This window comes from Stenotrophomonas sp. 86156_Sma (assembly GCF_056481625.1).
Map to the genome: position 1 here is coordinate 1,761,165 of NZ_CM151157.1, position 17,755 is coordinate 1,778,919.

The window sequence follows — 17,755 nt, forward strand, 5'->3', positions numbered from 1 at the left end:
TCCACACCCACCACGCTCAGGGGCAATCCCCACAGCGTGTCTTGCCCGCGCTGTGCGTCGATGCCACAGCCTCCTGCTTTTGTTCGATGGACTCGATCTCACATGCACAGCCATTCGTTAAGACTGGCCGTCTGCGCCGCCGCCCTGTTGATGAGCGGCTGCGCCTCGATGGCACCTGCGCTCGACAAGCCGGCCGTGGCGATGCCCGCGGCGTACGCGCACGGCACGCCATCCGGGGCGCAGGGTTCTACCGCAGCCGCGACCCTGGCCTGGCGTGACTACTTCACCGACCCCGTGCTGGCGCAGCTGATCGCGCAGGCGCTCGCGAACAACCCGGACATGCGCACTGCGGTGCTGCGGGTCAGGGAGGCACAGGCCGCCTACGGAGTGCAGCGCGCCGACCGGCTGCCTACCATCGGCGTGGGCCTGGACGCCACGCGGGCGCGCACGCCGGCCGACCTGAGCCTGAGCGGCCGAGCGGCCACCGCCAGCCAGTACCAGGCCGGGCTGGGCCTGAGCAGTTGGGAGATCGACCTCTGGGGGCGCATCGCGAGCCTCAATGAAGCGGCGCTGCAGAGCTTCCTGGCCACCGACGCGGCCCGTCGTGCGGTGAGCGTCTCGCTCGTCGCCGAGGTGGCCGATGCCTACTTGGGCCTGCGCGAATTGCAGGAGCGATTGCGGCTGGCACAGGCAAGCGAAACCAGCCAGCGCGAGTCGCTGCGCATCTTCACCCGGCGCCTGGAGGTGGGCTCTGCTTCCCGTCTTGAACTGACGCAGGTGCAGACCCTGCTGACCCAGGCCGAGTCCCTGGTCGTGCAGGTGCAGCAGGAGCGTGACGCGCAAAGATTGGCCCTGAGCATCCTGGTGGGCGATCTGTCGGATGCCGCGATTCCGATGGACGATGCCACTGCAGTCGACGCGGACATCCTGGCTCCGGTGTCACCGGGCCTGCCTTCGGACCTGCTGTACAGCAGGCCCGACGTCGTTGCCGCAGAGCACCAATTGCGGGGCGCCAATGCCAACATCGGTGCGGCACGCGCGGCGTTCTTCCCGCGCATCAGCCTCACCGCCTTTGGCGGCGCCGCCAGTACGGAGCTGGACCAGCTGTTCCGAGGCGCCAACCGCGCTTGGAGTTTCGCGCCCAGCCTGTCGCTGCCGATCTTCGATGCAGGACGCAATCGCTCGAACCTGGAGCTGGCCGAGGTGCGCAAGAACCTGGCCGTGGTGCAGTACGAGCAGACGGTGCAGAACGCCTTTCGCGACGTGGCCGATGCGCTGTCGGCGCAGCATTGGCTCGAACGCCAGGTCGGTATCCAGCAGCGCGCCGTCCAAACGCAGATCGAGCGCGCGCGGCTGTCCCGCCTGAGCTACGACAACGGCGCGTCTCCGTTTCTCGACGTGCTGGATGCCGAGCGCAACCTGATCTCATCCCAGCAGCAACTGGTTCAGACACGTCGCGCATTGCTATCGAGCCGCATTGCGCTGTACGCCGCATTGGGCGGTGGAACGCAGGATTCCGGCGATGCGCCGCTGTCGTCCACGCAGCCCCTTCCTACCGCCCCTTATTCGCGTTGATGACCATGGCCCTATCTCTGAACAAAAAACTGATTCTCCCCGTTGTGGCGATCGCGTTGGCCGCCGCTGGCTGGTACGCGTGGCAACACTTTGCCCTCGGGCAAGACGACGGCTCCGTCATCGGCGGCAACGGACGCATCGAGGCCACCGAGGTCGATATCGCCACCAAGCTGGCAGGCAGGGTGAGCGACATCCTGGTCGACGAGGGTGCCTTCGTGAAGGCGGGCCAGACACTGGCCACCATGCAGGTGCAGACCCTGGAGGCGCAGTTGCGCGAAGCGCAGGCGCAGCGCCAACAGGCGATCAACGCCGTGGCCAGCGCCCAGGCCCAGGTGGCGATGCGCGAGAGCGACAAGACTGCGCTGGTGGCCCAGATGCGCCAGACCGAAGCCGAGCTCAATGCCGCCAGGCGGCGGCTCGTCCGTTCCGAGACGCTCGTCAAGGAAGGCGCCACCTCCACGCAGACGCTCGACGATGACAGCGCCCGCGCGCTCAGCGCCGATGCCGCCGTCGCTGCGGCCCGGGCGCGCGTGGCCTCCGCCGATGCCGCCATCACGGCCGCGCGAACACAAGTGACCAGCGCACAGTCCCAGGTCGCCGCAACGGACGCCACGCTGGAGCGCATCCAGTCCGAGATCGACGACAGCCAGCTCAAGGCGCCGCGCGACGGCCGGGTGCAGTTTCGTGTGGCGCAGCCGGGCGAGGTGCTGGGTGCCGGCGGCCGGGTGATGAACATGATCGACCTGTCGGACGTTTACATGACCTTCTTCCTGCCCACTGAAGCGGCGGGACGGCTGGCGTTGGGCTCGGAGGTGCGCATCGTGCTGGACGCGGCGCCGGACTACGTGATTCCGGCCAAGGTCTCCTTCATCGCCAGCGCTGCCCAGTTCACGCCCAAGACGGTGGAGACCGCCAGCGAGCGCCAAAAGCTGATGTTCCGCGTGCGCGCACACATCGACCGCGAGTTGCTGCGCAAGCACCTGGAGTACGTGAAGACTGGCTTGCCCGGTGAGGCCTGGGTGCGGCTCGATGACTCGCAGGAGTGGCCAGCCCGACTCGCCCTGAAGGTCCAGCCATGACGCAATCGGCGCTGGTCACAAGCACGGACGTCGTCCGCCTTGAGCAGGTGGAACTGCACTACGGCAAGATCCGGGCGCTGGCCGGCATCACGCTGGACGTCCCAGCGGGGCGCATGGTGGGCTTGATCGGCCCCGATGGCGTCGGCAAGTCGAGCCTGCTGTCGCTGGTGGCGGGCGCCCGCGCAGTGCAGGGCGGACACGTGCAGGTGCTGGGTGGCGACATGGCGAGCCGGCGCCACCGCAACGCGGTCTGCCCGCGCATCGCCTATATGCCGCAAGGGCTGGGCAAGAACCTCTATCCGACACTGTCGGTGGAAGAGAACCTGCAGTTCTTCGCGCGCCTGTTCGGCCACGACGCGGCCGAGCGGCGCCGGCGCATCGACGATCTCACTGCAGCCACCGGCCTGCACAAGTTCCTGGCGCGCCCGGCCGGCAAGCTCTCCGGCGGCATGAAGCAAAAGCTCGGCCTGTGCTGCGCACTGATCCATGACCCGGACCTCCTGATCCTGGACGAGCCCACCACGGGCGTCGATCCGCTGGCCCGTGCGCAGTTCTGGGACCTGATCGCGCGCATTCGCACCGATCGCCCCGCGATGAGCGTGATCGTCGCCACGGCCTACATGGACGAGGCGCAGCGCTTCGACTGGCTGGTCGCCATGGACGATGGCCAGGTACTGGCGACCGGCACGCCCGCGCAACTGCTGTCGCGTACCAGCAGCGATTCGCTGGAGGCCGCATTCATCGCGTTGCTGCCCGAAGACAAGAAGCGTGGCCACCAGCCGGTGGTGATCCCGCCGCTGCAAGCCTCGGAAGACGACATCGCCATCGAAGCCGATGGGCTGACGATGCGCTTCGGCGACTTCGTCGCGGTGGACCACGTCTCCTTCCGCATTCGCCGCGGCGAGATCTTCGGCTTCCTCGGCTCCAATGGCTGCGGCAAGAGCACCACCATGAAGATGCTCACCGGGCTGCTGGAGGCGAGCGAGGGCCGGGCCTGGCTGTTCGGCCACGAGATCGATCCGCGGGACATCGCAACCCGTCGGCGGGTCGGCTACATGTCCCAGGCCTTCTCGCTGTATGGCGAGTTGACCGTCCGGCAGAATCTGGCACTGCACGCCCGGCTGTTCCAGGTGCCCGAGGAGGACATCGACGCGCGGGTGGCCGAGATGGAGCAGCGCTTCGGGCTGGGCGAGGTGCAGGACAGCCTGCCCGAGAGCATGCCGCTGGGCATGCGCCAGCGGCTGTCGCTCGCCGTGGCGATGGTGCATAAGCCGGAGTTGCTGATTCTTGACGAGCCGACTTCTGGCGTGGACCCGGTCGCGCGCGATGCCTTCTGGCGGCTGCTGGTCGAGCTGTCGCGTCGCGACAAGGTCACCATCTTCATCTCCACCCACTTCATGAACGAGGCCGAGCGCTGCGATCGCATGTCGATGATGCATGCCGGCAAGGTGCTCGATAGCGACACGCCGGCCAATCTGGTAGAAAAACGCGGGGCGCAGACACTGGAAGAAGCCTTCATCGGCTACCTGGTCGAAGCCGGCGGCGGTGCGCCCCAGGCCGACACGCCTGTCGGCGCAGGCCCCGCCCAGGCCGGGCCCGCCCCCGGCCACGCCAAGCCCAGCCGCTTCAGCCTGCAACGGTTGTTCAGCTACATGTGGCGGGAATCGCTGGAACTGCAGCGCGATCCCGTGCGCGCCACGCTGGCCTTGGCCGGATCGGCCTTGCTGATGTTCGTGATCGGCTTCGGCATCAGCATGGACGTCGAGGACCTGCGCTACGCCGTGCTTGACCGCGACCAGTCCACGCTCAGCCAGAGCTACACCTTGAGCCTGGCCGGCTCCCGGTACTTCGTGGAGCAGCCGCCGATCACCGATTACACCGAGCTCGATCGCCGCATGACGAGCGGCGAGCTGAGTCTTGCCCTGGAGATTCCTCCGGGATTCGGACGCGACGTGCTGCGCGGGCGCAACGTGCAGATCGGCGCCTGGATCGATGGCGCGATGCCGCAGCGCGCCGAGACCGTCATTGGCTACGTGCAGGGCATCCACCAGCACTGGCTGGTGGAGCAGGCTACAGAACGCACGGGCAGCGCCCCCATCGGGCAAGCCGGGATCGAAACGCGCTTTCGGTACAACCCGGACGTCAAGAGCCTGCCGGCCATGGTGCCGGCTGTGGTGCCGATGCTGCTGTTGATGCTGCCGGCCATGCTCACGGCGCTGGCCGTGGTGCGCGAGAAGGAAACCGGCTCCATCTTGAACCTGTACGTCACCCCCGTCACCCGGACCGAATTCCTGCTGGGCAAACAACTGCCCTATGTAGGGCTGGCCATGCTGAACTTCTTCCTGATGACGCTGTTGTCGGTGACCGTGTTCGGGGTACCGATCAAGGGAAGCTTTCTGACGCTCGTGTTGGCCGCGGTGATCTTCAGCTTCTGCGCGACGGGCATGGGCTTGCTTGCATCGAGCATCACCAAGAGCCAGATCGCGGCGATGTTCTTCGCGATGATCGGAACCATGATTCCCACCGTTCAGTTCTCGGGCCTGACCGACCCGGTGTCCTCGCTGCAGGGCGGCGGGCGCTGGTTGGGCGAGATCTATCCGGCCACGCACATGATCAGCATCAGCCGCGGTGTCTTCAACAAGGCCCTAGGCTTCGGCGATCTGGGCGGGGCGCTCGTTCCCATGCTGATCGCGGTACCCGTGATCATCGGTGCGGCGATTGCGCTGCTGCGCAAGCAGGAGCGCTGAACCATGGGCCAATTCCTCTCCAACACCTACCGATTGGGCGTCAAGGAACTGTGGAGCCTGTGGCGCGACCGCACCATGCTGGTGCTCATCGTGTACGTCTTCACCTTGGGCGTGTACACCGGGGCGACGGCCATGCCCGAGACGCTGCACAACGCCCCAATCGCGGTCGTCGACGAAGACCAATCCCCACTGTCCCAACGCATCATTTCGGCCCTGTATCCACCCCAGTTCAGCAAGCCGCAGTTGATCGAGTGGCCAGAGATGGACGTGGGGATGGACGAGGGACGCTACACGTTCGTGATGGTGATCCCGCGCAACTTCCAGCGTGACCTGCTGGCCGGCCGCGCACCGCAGATCCAGCTCAACGTGGATGCCACGCGCATGAGCCAGGCGTTTGTCGGTAGCGGCTACGTGCAGCAGATCGTCAACGGTGAGATCAGTGAGTTCGCACAGCGCTACCGCTCCAGCGCCGTGCCTGTGGTGGATCTCGCCTTGCGGGCGCGCTTCAACCCCGCGCTGGAGCCCTCCTGGTCAGGCAGTCTTGCGGAGATCATCGACTACATTGCCATGTTGTCCATCGTTCTAGCAGGCGCGGCGCTCATCCGCGAACGTGAGCACGGCACGGTCGAGCACCTGCTGGTCATGCCGGTGACGCCGGCGCAGATCATGCTGGCCAAGGTCTGGTCCATGGGAGCGGTGGTACTGCTGGCGGCGGCCGTGTCGATCGGTTTCGTCGTGCAAGGCCTGCTGGATGTGCCAATCGCCGGGTCGCTGCCGCTGTTCTTCGTCGGTGCGGCGTTGTGCCTGTTCGCCACCACGTCGATGGGCATCTTCCTGGCGACGCTGGCGCGCAACATGCCCCAGTTCGGCATGCTGATGATGCTGACCATCATGCCTTTGCAGATGCTCTCGGGGGGCGCCACGCCGCGCGAAAGCATGCCAGAGCTGGTGCAGAACATCATGCTGGTGGCACCGACCACGCACTTCGTGCAGCTTGGACAGGCGATCCTGTTCCGTGGTGCCGGCCTGGCGGTGGTGTGGCCGCAGTTCGCCGCGTTGCTGTTGATCGGAGCCGTGCTGTTCGGCTTGTCGCTGCAACGCTTTCGCAAAACCATCGCACGGATGGCCTGACCAGGAGCAGCGCATGAAGCACCCATTCCGCCAGAGCGCCAACCTGCCGGCCACCTTCCTCGTGAAGCGACGCCAATGGGCCACCCCGGCGCGCATGACTGAAAAGGTACGGCAATGACGCAACGCTTGAGACTGGACATCCCGGTATTGCTGCCCGAGGTGTCGGACGCTGCCGATGCCTGCGTGGGCCGCCTGGTCGCCGAGCTCGAAGGCAGGAGCGGTGTCGAGCAGGTGCATGTGATCCCGCCCGCAGCAGGGGCGCCCGGCAGGCAAGAGGCGATGCTGTGCGTTCATTACGATTCCGCGATGTTCTCGCTCGCGCGCATCCGCGAAGTGGTCCAGGCTGCGGGCGCATCGGTCAGTGCGCGTTTCGGGCACGTGCTGTGGCAGGTGGATGGCCTCGTGCATTCGCGCCGCGCACGCACGATTGGCGACACGTTGCGGCGCGTCCCAGGGGTTCTGGAGGCACAGGCCGATGCCACTGGACTCGTGCGGGTCGAGTTCGACCGCAGGGTGGTGACGGAGCAGTCGCTGTTCGAGGCGCTGTCAGGACTCGGATTGCGCGCGAAGGCGCGCGTCCAGGAGAAACCCGCGGCCGAACAGAATGCCGGAGGCGGTCACGACAGTCACGATAGCCGCGACCCTCGTCACGACCATCCCGGCGAGACTGGCCGTGGGCACGACCACGCGGGCCACGCTCATGGCGAAGGCGAACACGCGCACACCCATGGCGGGTTCTTGGGCCCCAACACCGAACTCGTGTTCTCGCTGCTGTGTGGTGCCTTACTGGCGCTGGGCTTCGGCATCGAGAAGCTGGCGGCCGGCGCGCCTGCATGGCTGCCCACGGCCCTGTATCTCGGGGCCTACGCGTTCGGTGGCTTCTACACGCTGCGCGAGGCGATCGGCAACCTGCGCCTGAAGAAGTTCGAGATCGACACGCTGATGCTGGTGGCCGCCGCGGGGGCGGCGACGCTTGGCGCCTTTGCCGAAGGCGCGTTGCTGCTGTTCCTGTTCAGCCTCGGCCACGCGCTGGAGCACTACGCCATGGGGCGCGCCCGGCAGGCCATCGAGGCGCTGGCCAAGCTTGCGCCACGCACCGCCACCGTGCGGCGAGGAAGCGAGACGCATGAGGTGCCGGTCGAGAAGCTCGCGGTCGGCGACGTGGTGATCGTGCGCCCGAACGAGCGGCTGCCCGCCGACGGCTTCCTGGTCAAGGGCACGACCAGCATCGACCAGGCCCCGGTCACTGGCGAGAGCATGCCGGTGGACAAACGCCCGGTCACAGATCCCGGCCTTGCGCGTGCGCGGCCGGGTTCCATCGACGCCGAGGCGCGCGCCTTTGCCGGCACGATCAACGGCGCGGGAGCGATCGAAGTGGAGGTGACGCGCCTGTCCACCGACAGCGCGCTGGCGAAGGTCGTGCAGATGGTCAGCGAGGCGCAGGCCCAGCAGTCGCCGACCCAGCGCTTCACCGACCGCTTCGAGCGCATCTTCGTGCCGCTCGTGCTGGCGTTGGCCGTCGCGCTGCTGTTCGCGCCTCTGGTGATCGATGAACCCTTCAGTGAGAGCTTCTACCGCGCGATGGCCGTGCTGGTGGCCGCCAGTCCCTGCGCGCTCGCCATCGCGACCCCGAGCGCAGTGCTTTCTGGGGTGGCGCGCGCCGCGCGTGGCGGAGTGCTGATCAAGGGCGGCGCACCGCTGGAAGCACTCGGCTCGCTCGATGCCATCGCTTTCGACAAGACCGGCACGCTGACCGAAGGCCGCCCCCGCATCACCGATATCGCGCTGGCTGACGGCGTGACCGAAGCGGCGCTGCTGCGGGTGGCCGTGGCGGTCGAACGCCTGAGCGATCACCCGCTGGCCGCCGCCATCGCGCGCGACGGACAGGAGAAGCTGCAGGGGCAGGCCATCGCGTCCGCGCACGACCTCAAGAGCCTGACCGGGCGCGGCGTGACGGCCACGCTGGACGGCGAGACAGTCTGGATCGGCAAGGCGGAGATGTTCGGCGTGGACGGTCTCGCGCCGCTCGGTGCCTGGGCATCGCAGGCGATCGCGAGCCTGCGCGAGCGCGGACGCACGACCATGGTCGTGCGCCAGGGGACGCGGGATCTGGGCGCCATCGGCCTGATGGACACGCCGCGTCCCGACGCGCGCGCCGCCCTGGAAAAGCTGCGCCGGCTCGGCATCGCCCGCATGATCATGATCTCCGGCGACAACCGCACCGTAGCCGAGGCCGTGGCCAAAGAGGTCGGGCTGGACGAGGCTTGGGGCGATCTGATGCCCGAGGACAAGGTCCAGGCGATCCGCAAGCTGCGCGCCCAGGCCAAGGTCGCCATGGTGGGCGATGGCGTGAACGATGCGCCGGCGATGGCCCATGCGACCGTCGGCATCGCCATGGGCGCGGCCGGCTCGGACGTCGCGCTGGAGACGGCCGACGTGGCGCTGATGGCCGACGACCTGCGCCAACTGCCCTTCGCGGTCGGGCTGAGCCGCCACACCCGGTCCATCATCCGCCAGAACGTCTTCATCAGCTTGGGCGTCGTCGCGCTGCTGGTCCCTGCCACCATCGGCGGCCTGGGCATCGGGCCGGCCGTCGCGCTGCACGAGGGATCGACCCTGATCGTCGTGTTCAACGCACTGCGCCTGCTGGCATGGCGCGAGCGCGATTGAAGGCCGGCCCACACCTTTCGACGCGGGTGCGGCGTCCCTGATATCTCTTCACTGTCCCCCAACCAAGCAAGGAGCCACCTCATGAAAGCTGCCTACTACACCGTCAACGGAGAACCCGAGGTCCTCACCTACGGCGATCTGCCCGACCCGAAGGCCAAGGAGGGTGAGGTCGTCGTCCGCGTCCAGGCCGTCAGCCTCGAAGGAGGCGACGTGCTCTCCCGTCGCAACATGGCCCCGCCCACCACGCCCTACGTCGTCGGCTACGCGGCCGCCGGTGTCATCGCGTCCATAGGCCCAGGCGTGATCGACCTTGATGTCGGCCAGCGTGTGGCCTGCTTCAACTGGAAAGGCTCGCACGCGGAGCTGTTCGCGGTGCCGCAGCACTTCGTGTTTCCGGTGCCCGATGCCTTGGAGATCGACGCGGCCGCGGTTGGCCTGATCGCCTTTGGCACGGCCCACGACGGGCTGTTCGAGTTCGGTGCCTTGCAAAAGGGCGAAACTGTGCTCGTGCAGGGTGCCGCCGGAGGCGTGGGGCTTGCCGCCGTACAGTTGGCGCATCGCGCCGGCGCGAAGGTCATCGCCACAGCGTCCACGCTGTCGCGCCTGGCGAAACTGCGGGACTTCGGAGCCACGCACGGCATCGACTACCGGGACGAAGACATCGCGCAGCGCGCACTGTCGCTGACTGACGGCAAAGGCGTGGACATGGTGATCGATCTGGCGGGTGGCAAGGCGCAGGCCTCGCTGCTCAAGACACTGCGCTATCGCGGGCGCTATATTCCCTTGGGGGGCGCCAGCGGCGAGCGGGTCGCTTTCGAGATCGCCGATCTCGCCCCGAACAGCCTGGCGATCATCACGGCCCTGTTCGGCAAGGAACTGCATACCCCGCGTGTCCACGCAATGATCCAGGCGATCTTCGCCGACATGGCCGGCGGCTCGCTGACGATGCCGATCGACAAGAAGTTTGCGCTTTCGCAGGCCGCGCACGCGCACCGGCACGCGGAGGAAGGCCACCCCTTCGGGCGCATCGTGCTCGTGCCTTGAATCAACGCCCGTCGGGGTTTCCGTGCGGATCGAGCAACAGGAGAGGATGTCATGAACGCTGAGCAACACGATCACAGCCACGCCCATGGCGACGGTTCACGGCTCGCCCAGCCCGGTGCGCAGGATGGTGCCATGGGCTCAAGCGTCAGGGACCCAGTCTGCGGCATGGTCGTGGATCCGCGCCGCGCGGCCCATCGCGTGGATCACCAGGGCTCGGCTTACTGGTTCTGCTCCAGCGGTTGCCAAGCCAAGTTCGAGGCCGATCCGCTGCGCTACGCATCTTCTGGCGCGGCCTCGTCGCCCGCGGACGCGGCCGGGCACGCGCCGCATTCCCACGGCGCAGTCCATCGGGGGGGCGCAAAGCCAGCCGCGCCGGCATCCTCGACGGGGATCTGGACCTGCCCCATGCATCCAGAGATCCGCCGCAACGAGCCGGGTAGTTGCCCGATCTGCGGAATGGCGCTGGAGCCGCTCGTGGCGAGCGCCGACTCCGGGCCCAGCCCGGAACTGGCGGACATGACGCGACGCTTCTGGGTCGGCCTCGCGCTGGCCTTGCCTGTCTTCCTGCTTGAAATGGGATCGCACGTGATTCCGGCGCTCCATCACCTGGTGCCGCCAGCGATCTCGACCTGGCTCCAGTTCGCCCTCGCCACGCCGGTGGTACTGTGGGCCGGCTGGCCGTTCTTCGAGCGCGCCTGGGCCTCGCTGCGCCACCGCAGTCTCAACATGTTCACGCTGATCGCATTGGGCACCGGCGTCGCCTGGGGCTACAGCGTGGTCGCGACTCTGGCACCAGGCCTGTTCCCGCAGGCCTTCCGCACCATGGACGGCACCGTGGCGGTGTATTTCGAGTCCGCTGCGGTGATTACCGTACTCGTGCTGCTCGGGCAGGTGCTGGAACTGCGCGCCCGCGAGCAGACCTCCGGGGCGATCAAGGCCTTGCTGGACCTCGCGCCGAAGATCGCGCGGCGCCTGCGCGAGGACGGGACCGAAGAGGACGTGCCGGTTGAGCAGGTAATGATCGGCGACAAGCTGCGCATCCGCCCTGGCGAGACCGTTCCGGTCGACGGCGTGATCGAGGACGGGCGCTCCTCGATCGACGAATCGATGATCTCGGGCGAATCGATGCCCGTCACCCGTGCCCAGGGCGACCCGGCGGTGGGCGGTACGCTGAACCAGACCGGGGCGCTCATCATCCGCGCGCAGAAGGTCGGCAAGGACACCATGCTCTCGCGCATCGTTCAGATGGTCGCCGATGCGCAGCGCTCTCGCGCACCCATCCAGCGCATGGCTGACAAGGTGTCGGGCTGGTTCGTGCCGGCCGTCGTCCTGGTCGCGATCCTCGCGTTCACGGGGTGGGCCATCTGGGGGCCGGAGCCGCGGTTGGCACACGGCCTGGTCGCCGCGGTGTCGGTGCTCATCATCGCCTGCCCGTGCGCGCTGGGCCTGGCGACGCCGATGTCGATCATGGTCGGCGTGGGCAAGGGAGCCGGTGTGGGCGTGCTGATCAAGAACGCCGAAGCGCTGGAGCGCATGGAAAAGGTCGACACGCTGGTCGTGGACAAGACGGGCACCCTGACCGAAGGCAGGCCGGCCGTCACAGGCATCGTGGCCACCGCCGGCTTCACGCAGGACGAGGTTCTTGGTCTTGCGGCCGGCGTCGAGCAGGCCTCGGAGCATCCGCTGGCCCTGGCCATTGTGGCGGCCGCCCAGCAACGCAACATCGCCCTGGCGCAGGTCTCGGGATTCGATTCCCCCCTGGGCAAAGGCGCGCTGGGCGTAGTCGAGGGCTGGCGCGTGGTGGTCGGCAATGCCGCATTCCTGGCCGAGCATGGCATCGAGACCGCGCCGCTCGGTGCCCAGGCTGACGAACTGCGTCGAGATGGCGCGACGGCGATCTATATCGGTGTCGATCAGCGCGCGGCCGGGATCTTTGCCATCGCCGATCCGGTGAAGGCCACGACGCCACAGGCGCTCAAGGCACTGCACGGCGAAGGGATCCGTATTGTCATGCTGACCGGTGACAATCGGACCACCGCCGAGGCCGTCGCGCGCCGGCTAGGCATCGACGAGGTCGAGGCGGATGTGCTGCCCGATCAGAAGGCCTCGATCGTCAACCGGTTCAAGTCGGAAGGCAGGGTCGTCGCGATGGCGGGCGACGGGGTCAACGATGCGCCGGCCCTCGCTGCGGCCGACGTCGGCATCGCCATGGGATCGGGCACGGACGTGGCGATAGAGAGCGCGGGCGTGACGCTGCTCAAGGGCGACCTGACCGGCATCGTCAAGGCCAGGCAGCTCTCGCAGGCGACGATGCGCAACATTCGGCAGAACCTCGTCTTCGCCTTCATCTACAACGCCGCCGGCGTGCCGATCGCGGCAGGCGTGCTTTATCCGGTGTTCGGATTGCTGCTGTCTCCGATCATTGCAGCGGCCGCCATGGCGTTGTCGTCGGTCAGTGTCATTGGCAATGCGCTGCGGCTGAGGGCGATGAAGATATGAGGCCGGCACAGTTTGCAGCAAGCCGAGTGGTGTTTCGTGCTGCGCATTAACGTCTAATTAATAACGCTGCATGCTATGATACAGGCTGTCATGGATAGGAATGGACGGCACCGACAATAGGCACCGGACATCAACGGCACCATTGCCTGGATTGGAAAGACTTCCGATCAGTGTTTTTTTAAAACGATGCCATTCTTGGCGCGCCGTTTCAGACGACCACAATGGTTTATGGTTTTTTCAGAAGGGGAATGCACACATGAAAGCTCTGGTTTATCACGGTGACCACAAGATCTCGCTTGAAGACAAGCCCAAGCCCACCCTTCAAAAGCCCACGGATGTAGTAGTACGGGTTTTGAAGACCACGATCTGCGGCACGGATCTCGGCATCTACAAAGGCAAGAATCCAGAGGTCGCCGACGGGCGCATCCTGGGCCATGAAGGGGTAGGCGTCATCGAGGAAGTGGGCGAGAGTGTCACGCAGTTCAAGAAAGGCGACAAGGTCCTGATTTCCTGCGTCACTTCTTGCGGCTCGTGCGACTACTGCAAGAAGCAGCTTTACTCCCATTGCCGCGACGGCGGGTGGATCCTGGGTTACATGATCGATGGCGTGCAGGCCGAATACGTCCGCATCCCGCATGCCGACAACAGCCTCTACAAGATCCCCCAGACAATTGACGACGAAATCGCCGTCCTGCTGAGCGACATCCTGCCCACCGGCCACGAAATCGGCGTCCAGTATGGGAATGTCCAGCCGGGCGATGCGGTGGCTATTGTCGGCGCGGGCCCCGTCGGCATGTCCGTACTGTTGACCGCCCAGTTCTACTCCCCCTCGACCATCATCGTGATCGACATGGACGAGAATCGCCTCCAGCTCGCCAAGGAGCTCGGGGCAACGCACACCATCAACTCCGGCACGGAGAACGTTGTCGAAGCCGTGCATAGGATTGCGGCAGAGGGAGTCGATGTTGCGATCGAGGCGGTGGGCATACCGGCGACTTGGGACATCTGCCAGGAGATCGTCAAGCCCGGCGCGCACATCGCCAACGTCGGCGTGCATGGCGTCAAGGTTGACTTCGAGATTCAGAAGCTCTGGATCAAGAACCTGACGATCACCACGGGACTGGTGAACACGAACACGACGCCCATGCTGATGAAGGTCGCCTCGACCGACAAGCTTCCGTTGAAGAAGATGATTACCCATCGCTTCGAGCTGGCCGAGATCGAGCACGCCTATCAGGTATTCCTCAATGGCGCCAAGGAGAAGGCGATGAAGATCATCCTCTCGAACGCAGGCGCTGCCTGATCTTTGACGCCCTGGACGCCGTCTCAGGCGTCTAGGGCGGGTTTGGCCAGGACGCCCCTCGCATGCATGCAATGCGAAAACGGCAACACAATCGGGGTGCGGTTCAATTCACATACTGAATCAATCTCTATTCTTGCATTCTGTTTCGAGCGCATCTCACGTGTTCTTGCCGATGCTAGTCGGTGCTTCAATTACCGCGGCGAAATCAATCACGGTGCCGTCGCGGTGGGTTGTGGACTCGAATCGCCTTTCTCCAAGGCTTGTGCGCCGAGAAGAAACAAGGCTCGGAACTCGACCGAGAAGTGTTGAGCGTGCTCTTCGAAGAAAACCTCTGGTGCCTCGGCGGGCCACCACACGCGCAGTATGCCCTCGCAATCATTCCCGGAGTCCCTGAACTGGTGAAGTATCCAGCCAAACACTGTGCCGTCGTCGAGTTCGACACGGGAGGGTGAGCGGATTTCGTACGAAGGATCGACGGCTGCCTGGACAAATGGCGGGAGATCGCCTGTCGGAATCACATGCACACGGGTAGGCTGGCCGCCCAGCGTTTCGTTCACGCCCGGATAAGGCGGAAGAGCGTAGTGCTCGGGGTGGGAGGGATAGGCCATTTCCCGGGCAACCTTCAGCTTGTCTCCCCCTTCGCCACCGGAGGCTGTCAGGCCGGCGGCCATCCATTCAAACAATCGTTTCGCCGGCATGCCTTTCACGGCCATGGCGACCTTGCACTGCCGGAAGCTTCCCTTTGAGCGTGCCACGATCTCCTTGTTGCGGCTTGTTGCGGCGGCCTGATGCCTCAATCTGATCGCGGATCAGGTCGAACATGGGCTGTCCATGCAGCAGGGTCTTGAGGTTGAGCAGGATTCGACGCGCCGCTTTCAATTCCCACTCGTCGAGTTGCCTTTCGTCGGCAGAACCACAGTCTGTGTTGAAGAAAAACTAAGGGGAGGTGGTTAGCGATTGAGGTTCGGTCATCGCGTTTCTCCTTCAGGTGTCGGCGGTCATTCCAACAGGGGTCGGTCTGCGTCAATCAGGCGATTATCCGGCCGGAATCGATGCAAAGCTGTGTTCCTGTCATATGACGCAATGCATCGCTCGCGGCAAAGGCTGCCAAGCGGCCGATTTCGGCCGGATCGACGAGTTCGCCCAGCGGCACGCTGGCAGCTGCGCGCTCAGCGTGCCCTGGAATTGCTCGAAGCGCGGGGGTGTCGGTGGGGCCAGGAATCAGAGCGTTGACCCGAATCCGGTGAGGGGCCAACTCGAGTGCCATGATGGACACGAGCGCGTGGACGGCAGCCTTCGGGGCGATGTAGGTGCAGGCGTCGGGCACGACGCGGACTGCGGTCGATGAACCCGTCGCCATGAGCACCCCACCTTCTCCCTGTCGGACCAGATAGCGTGCAGCCGCGGTCAGGGTCAGGAATGTCCCGGTCAGGTTGAGTTTCACGCCGGCATCCCACTCTGCAAGTGAGGTTTCGTGCGTCGGCCCGCTCGCCTGGGTTCCGCCAGCATTGGCGAACGCCGCATCCAGACGTCCCCATTGATGATCGACCGCGGCAATCATCGCATCGACCTGCGCCGGGTCCCGGATATCCGTCACCATACCCAAGGCTTGGCGGCCCAAAGCTTGTATTTCTGCGACCACGCCATTGATTCGTGTTGCGTCAAAGCCAGCAACGCAGACCGATGCGCCGGCTTGCGCACACGCCATCGCAATACATCGCCCTATGCCTGATTCGCCGCCAGTGACGCAAACCACCTTCCCGCCAAGCAGCCCTTCCTGCTCTATATGCATGCTCATCTCCACAGTGTCTGGAACGTTCGCTACAGGGGATCGATTGAAATCTTTGAAAACGAGTGTAAAATAAAATTGAATTTAATGTAGTGGCTTAGGTTTGGTTGGCCTGAGAGCACCGCGTTCCGCGCGGTACACAGGCAGCCCCCATTTCCGATCCCCCGACAAACACTGGATTGCGATGTCTGCCCCATCTACCGAGCGCCTTGTCCTTGTTCTGAACTGCGGCTCATCGAGCATCAAGTTTGCGGTGTTCGATGCTTCCCTTGACCCAATGCCCCGCCGACCGTTGTGGAATGGGAAGGTCCAAGGAATCGGTGGTGACGTCCCGGATTTTGGGGAGACCGGTGTTGCACCTTTCCGTGTGCAACTCGATACGGAGACCCCCCATCGAAGCGCGCTGCAATTGATCCGTGAGCGCGTGTCGGCACGTCTGAATGAACACAGCAGCCTCAGCGCTATTGCCCACCGGATCGTGCATGGCGGCAGCAAATACTCCGCTCCAATCCGTGTGGATGCGCAGGTCCTCGCCGATCTGAAGGGTTACGTCCCTCTTGCCCCGTTGCATCAGCCCTTTGCGCTTGAAGCCATCGAGGTCCTGCTGCAGGACCTGCCGCAAGTGCCCCAGATCGCCTGCTTCGACACGGGCTTTCATCACACGCTTCCCGAGGTAGAGCAGGTTCTGCCGCTTCCCTACGAAGCATGGCAGCGCGGTCTGCGACGCTACGGCTTCCATGGCTTGTCCTACGAGTACATGGCGACTGCGCTCGCGCAGCGTCACGGCCAGGCAGCCCAAGGCCGCACCATCGTCGCGCACCTGGGCAGCGGCGCGAGTCTGTGCGCCATGAAAGGTTTGCAGAGCGTCGCGACGACGATGGGTTTCTCCGCCCTGGATGGTCTGATGATGGGAACTCGCACCGGCTCGCTTGATCCAGGCGCGGTGCTCTATCTGATGGAGGTCGAGCGCCTGTCGCTAGGGCAGGTCGGCGACATCCTCTATCACCGCTCCGGCCTGCTCGGCGTTTCCGGTATTTCATCCGAGCCCCGGGTGCTTGCGAAGCATGAGTCGGATGCCGGCGAACCCGGCACCAGGGCTCGCCTCGCGTTGGAGCTGTACGTGCGACGCATCGTGCGTGAGATCGGGGCATTGACCGCCGTGCTAGGAGGCTTGGATCTCCTCGTCTTCACCGCAGGCGTCGGAGAACACAGCGCATTCGTGCGTGAACGCGTTTGTCGTGGCTTGGCCTTCCTCGGAGTTGCTCTGGACGAGCCAGCCAATCTCGTGGATGCACCTGTGATTTCCCAGTCCGACAGCCCTGTCCTGGTAGGTGTCGAGCCCACCAACGAAGAATGGATCATTGCCGGCCATGCACGGCAGGTGCTGCGCCTCACCCAAACCCCACGTCCTGACCCTTGGAAAAACGCCATGTACAAAAGACTCCTGGTGCCGCTCGATGGCAGTCCCACCGCGCATCTTGCGCTGGATCACGCTGCGGCTCTGGCTCGCCTCAGCGGAGCGACCGTCGTCCTGCTGCACGTTATTGAGGAGCTCAAGCACAGCAACGGTTTCGAGCGCCCCAAGGTGTACCTGGATGAGGTGCGGCCGGGCTTCTTGGCGGCTGGCCAGGCGCTGTTGGATCAGGCCGCTGGCCGTCTGCGACAAGACGGTATTGCGGTGGAGACGCTTCTCAACGAGGCCAAGGGAGAGCGTGTCTCGGAGCTGATCGCCAAACAGGCCGAAACAGCGCGCTGCGATGTGGTCGTGCTCGGCACCCACGGGCGCCGGGGTATGGATCGCCTGCTGTTGGGCAGTGATGCCGAACAGGTGGCTCGCATCGCACCTGTTCCGGTGATGCTGGTGCGCCACCCTCACCCAGCGGCCACCGAAGTGCCGCTGGCCAAGTGCGACTGAGGA

General features: G+C 65.3%; 12 protein-coding genes. 9 read left to right on the forward strand and 3 right to left on the reverse strand.

Annotated features, from left to right (window positions below):
- The first annotated feature begins 102 nt into the window (after positions 1 to 102).
- From ACZK33_RS08190 to ACZK33_RS08225, 8 genes are all read left to right on the forward strand, one after another.
- On the forward strand, positions 103 to 1,575 hold the full coding sequence (locus ACZK33_RS08190) for an efflux transporter outer membrane subunit (RefSeq protein ID WP_034033021.1): 1,473 nt from the start codon (positions 103 to 105) through the stop codon (positions 1,573 to 1,575).
- Positions 1,575 to 2,654 carry an HlyD family secretion protein gene (locus tag ACZK33_RS08195; RefSeq protein WP_060481552.1) on the forward strand — a complete coding sequence of 360 codons (1,080 nt, stop codon included), beginning with the start codon at positions 1,575 to 1,577 and terminating at the stop codon, positions 2,652 to 2,654. The genes ACZK33_RS08190 and ACZK33_RS08195 overlap by 1 nt, the downstream gene beginning before the upstream one ends.
- Positions 2,651 to 5,401 (forward strand): ribosome-associated ATPase/putative transporter RbbA, encoded by a 2,751-nt coding sequence (gene rbbA, locus ACZK33_RS08200; protein ID WP_050159449.1) that lies wholly within the window; start codon positions 2,651 to 2,653, stop codon positions 5,399 to 5,401. Before ACZK33_RS08195 ends, rbbA begins: the two co-directional genes overlap by 4 nt.
- Positions 5,402 to 5,476: 75 nt before the next feature.
- Positions 5,477 to 6,532 (forward strand): ABC transporter permease, encoded by a 1,056-nt coding sequence (locus ACZK33_RS08205; protein WP_478454344.1) that lies wholly within the window; start codon positions 5,477 to 5,479, stop codon positions 6,530 to 6,532.
- A 114-nt stretch (positions 6,533 to 6,646) separates the two neighbouring features.
- Complete coding sequence (locus ACZK33_RS08210; protein WP_034032848.1) at positions 6,647 to 9,202, forward strand: heavy metal translocating P-type ATPase; 2,556 nt, start codon at positions 6,647 to 6,649, stop codon at positions 9,200 to 9,202.
- 81 nt (positions 9,203 to 9,283) lie between these two features.
- On the forward strand, positions 9,284 to 10,246 hold the full coding sequence (locus ACZK33_RS08215) for a quinone oxidoreductase family protein (RefSeq protein WP_034032850.1): 963 nt from the start codon (positions 9,284 to 9,286) through the stop codon (positions 10,244 to 10,246).
- A 51-nt stretch (positions 10,247 to 10,297) separates the two neighbouring features.
- Complete coding sequence (locus ACZK33_RS08220) at positions 10,298 to 12,745, forward strand: heavy metal translocating P-type ATPase (protein ID WP_079388757.1); 2,448 nt, start codon at positions 10,298 to 10,300, stop codon at positions 12,743 to 12,745.
- 256 nt (positions 12,746 to 13,001) lie between these two features.
- The gene (locus ACZK33_RS08225) at positions 13,002 to 14,048 is read left to right on the forward strand and encodes a zinc-dependent alcohol dehydrogenase family protein (protein ID WP_034032855.1); all 1,047 of its coding nucleotides are present in this window, start codon (positions 13,002 to 13,004) and stop codon (positions 14,046 to 14,048) included.
- A 209-nt stretch (positions 14,049 to 14,257) separates the two neighbouring features.
- Here ACZK33_RS08225 and ACZK33_RS08230 read toward each other — a convergent pair whose 3' ends face one another.
- From ACZK33_RS08230 to ACZK33_RS08240, 3 genes are all read right to left on the reverse strand, one after another.
- On the reverse strand, positions 14,258 to 14,761 hold the full coding sequence (locus ACZK33_RS08230; RefSeq protein ID WP_034032857.1) for a hypothetical protein: 504 nt from the start codon (positions 14,759 to 14,761) through the stop codon (positions 14,258 to 14,260).
- A complete protein-coding gene (locus ACZK33_RS08235) occupies positions 14,724 to 14,870 on the reverse strand; it encodes a hypothetical protein (RefSeq protein ID WP_153575514.1) in 147 nt (48 codons plus the stop codon). Before ACZK33_RS08235 ends, ACZK33_RS08230 begins: the two co-directional genes overlap by 38 nt.
- Before the next feature lie 205 nt (positions 14,871 to 15,075).
- A complete protein-coding gene (locus ACZK33_RS08240) occupies positions 15,076 to 15,840 on the reverse strand; it encodes an SDR family NAD(P)-dependent oxidoreductase (protein WP_034032858.1) in 765 nt (254 codons plus the stop codon).
- Positions 15,841 to 16,021: 181 nt separating this feature from the next.
- Between ACZK33_RS08240 and ACZK33_RS08245 the strand changes: the two genes are divergently transcribed.
- Positions 16,022 to 17,752 carry an acetate/propionate family kinase gene (locus ACZK33_RS08245; protein ID WP_079388759.1) on the forward strand — a complete coding sequence of 577 codons (1,731 nt, stop codon included), beginning with the start codon at positions 16,022 to 16,024 and terminating at the stop codon, positions 17,750 to 17,752.
- Positions 17,753 to 17,755: the final 3 nt, after the last annotated feature.

What these genes read in the sequence shown, in the direction of transcription:
- ACZK33_RS08190 (WP_034033021.1), top strand. Translation starts at nt 103, where the DNA reads ATGCACAGCCATTCGTTAAGACTGGCCGTCTGCGCCGCCGCCCTGTTG.
- ACZK33_RS08195 (WP_060481552.1), top strand. Translation starts at nt 1,575, where the DNA reads ATGACCATGGCCCTATCTCTGAACAAAAAACTGATTCTCCCCGTTGTG.
- rbbA (WP_050159449.1), top strand. Translation starts at nt 2,651, where the DNA reads ATGACGCAATCGGCGCTGGTCACAAGCACGGACGTCGTCCGCCTTGAG.
- ACZK33_RS08205 (WP_478454344.1), top strand. Translation starts at nt 5,477, where the DNA reads ATGCTGGTGCTCATCGTGTACGTCTTCACCTTGGGCGTGTACACCGGG.
- ACZK33_RS08210 (WP_034032848.1), top strand. Translation starts at nt 6,647, where the DNA reads ATGACGCAACGCTTGAGACTGGACATCCCGGTATTGCTGCCCGAGGTG.
- ACZK33_RS08215 (WP_034032850.1), top strand. Translation starts at nt 9,284, where the DNA reads ATGAAAGCTGCCTACTACACCGTCAACGGAGAACCCGAGGTCCTCACC.
- ACZK33_RS08220 (WP_079388757.1), top strand. Translation starts at nt 10,298, where the DNA reads ATGAACGCTGAGCAACACGATCACAGCCACGCCCATGGCGACGGTTCA.
- ACZK33_RS08225 (WP_034032855.1), top strand. Translation starts at nt 13,002, where the DNA reads ATGAAAGCTCTGGTTTATCACGGTGACCACAAGATCTCGCTTGAAGAC.
- ACZK33_RS08230 (WP_034032857.1), bottom strand. Translation starts at nt 14,761, where the DNA reads ATGGCCGTGAAAGGCATGCCGGCGAAACGATTGTTTGAATGGATGGCC.
- ACZK33_RS08235 (WP_153575514.1), bottom strand. Translation starts at nt 14,870, where the DNA reads ATGTTCGACCTGATCCGCGATCAGATTGAGGCATCAGGCCGCCGCAAC.
- ACZK33_RS08240 (WP_034032858.1), bottom strand. Translation starts at nt 15,840, where the DNA reads ATGCATATAGAGCAGGAAGGGCTGCTTGGCGGGAAGGTGGTTTGCGTC.
- ACZK33_RS08245 (WP_079388759.1), top strand. Translation starts at nt 16,022, where the DNA reads ATGTCTGCCCCATCTACCGAGCGCCTTGTCCTTGTTCTGAACTGCGGC.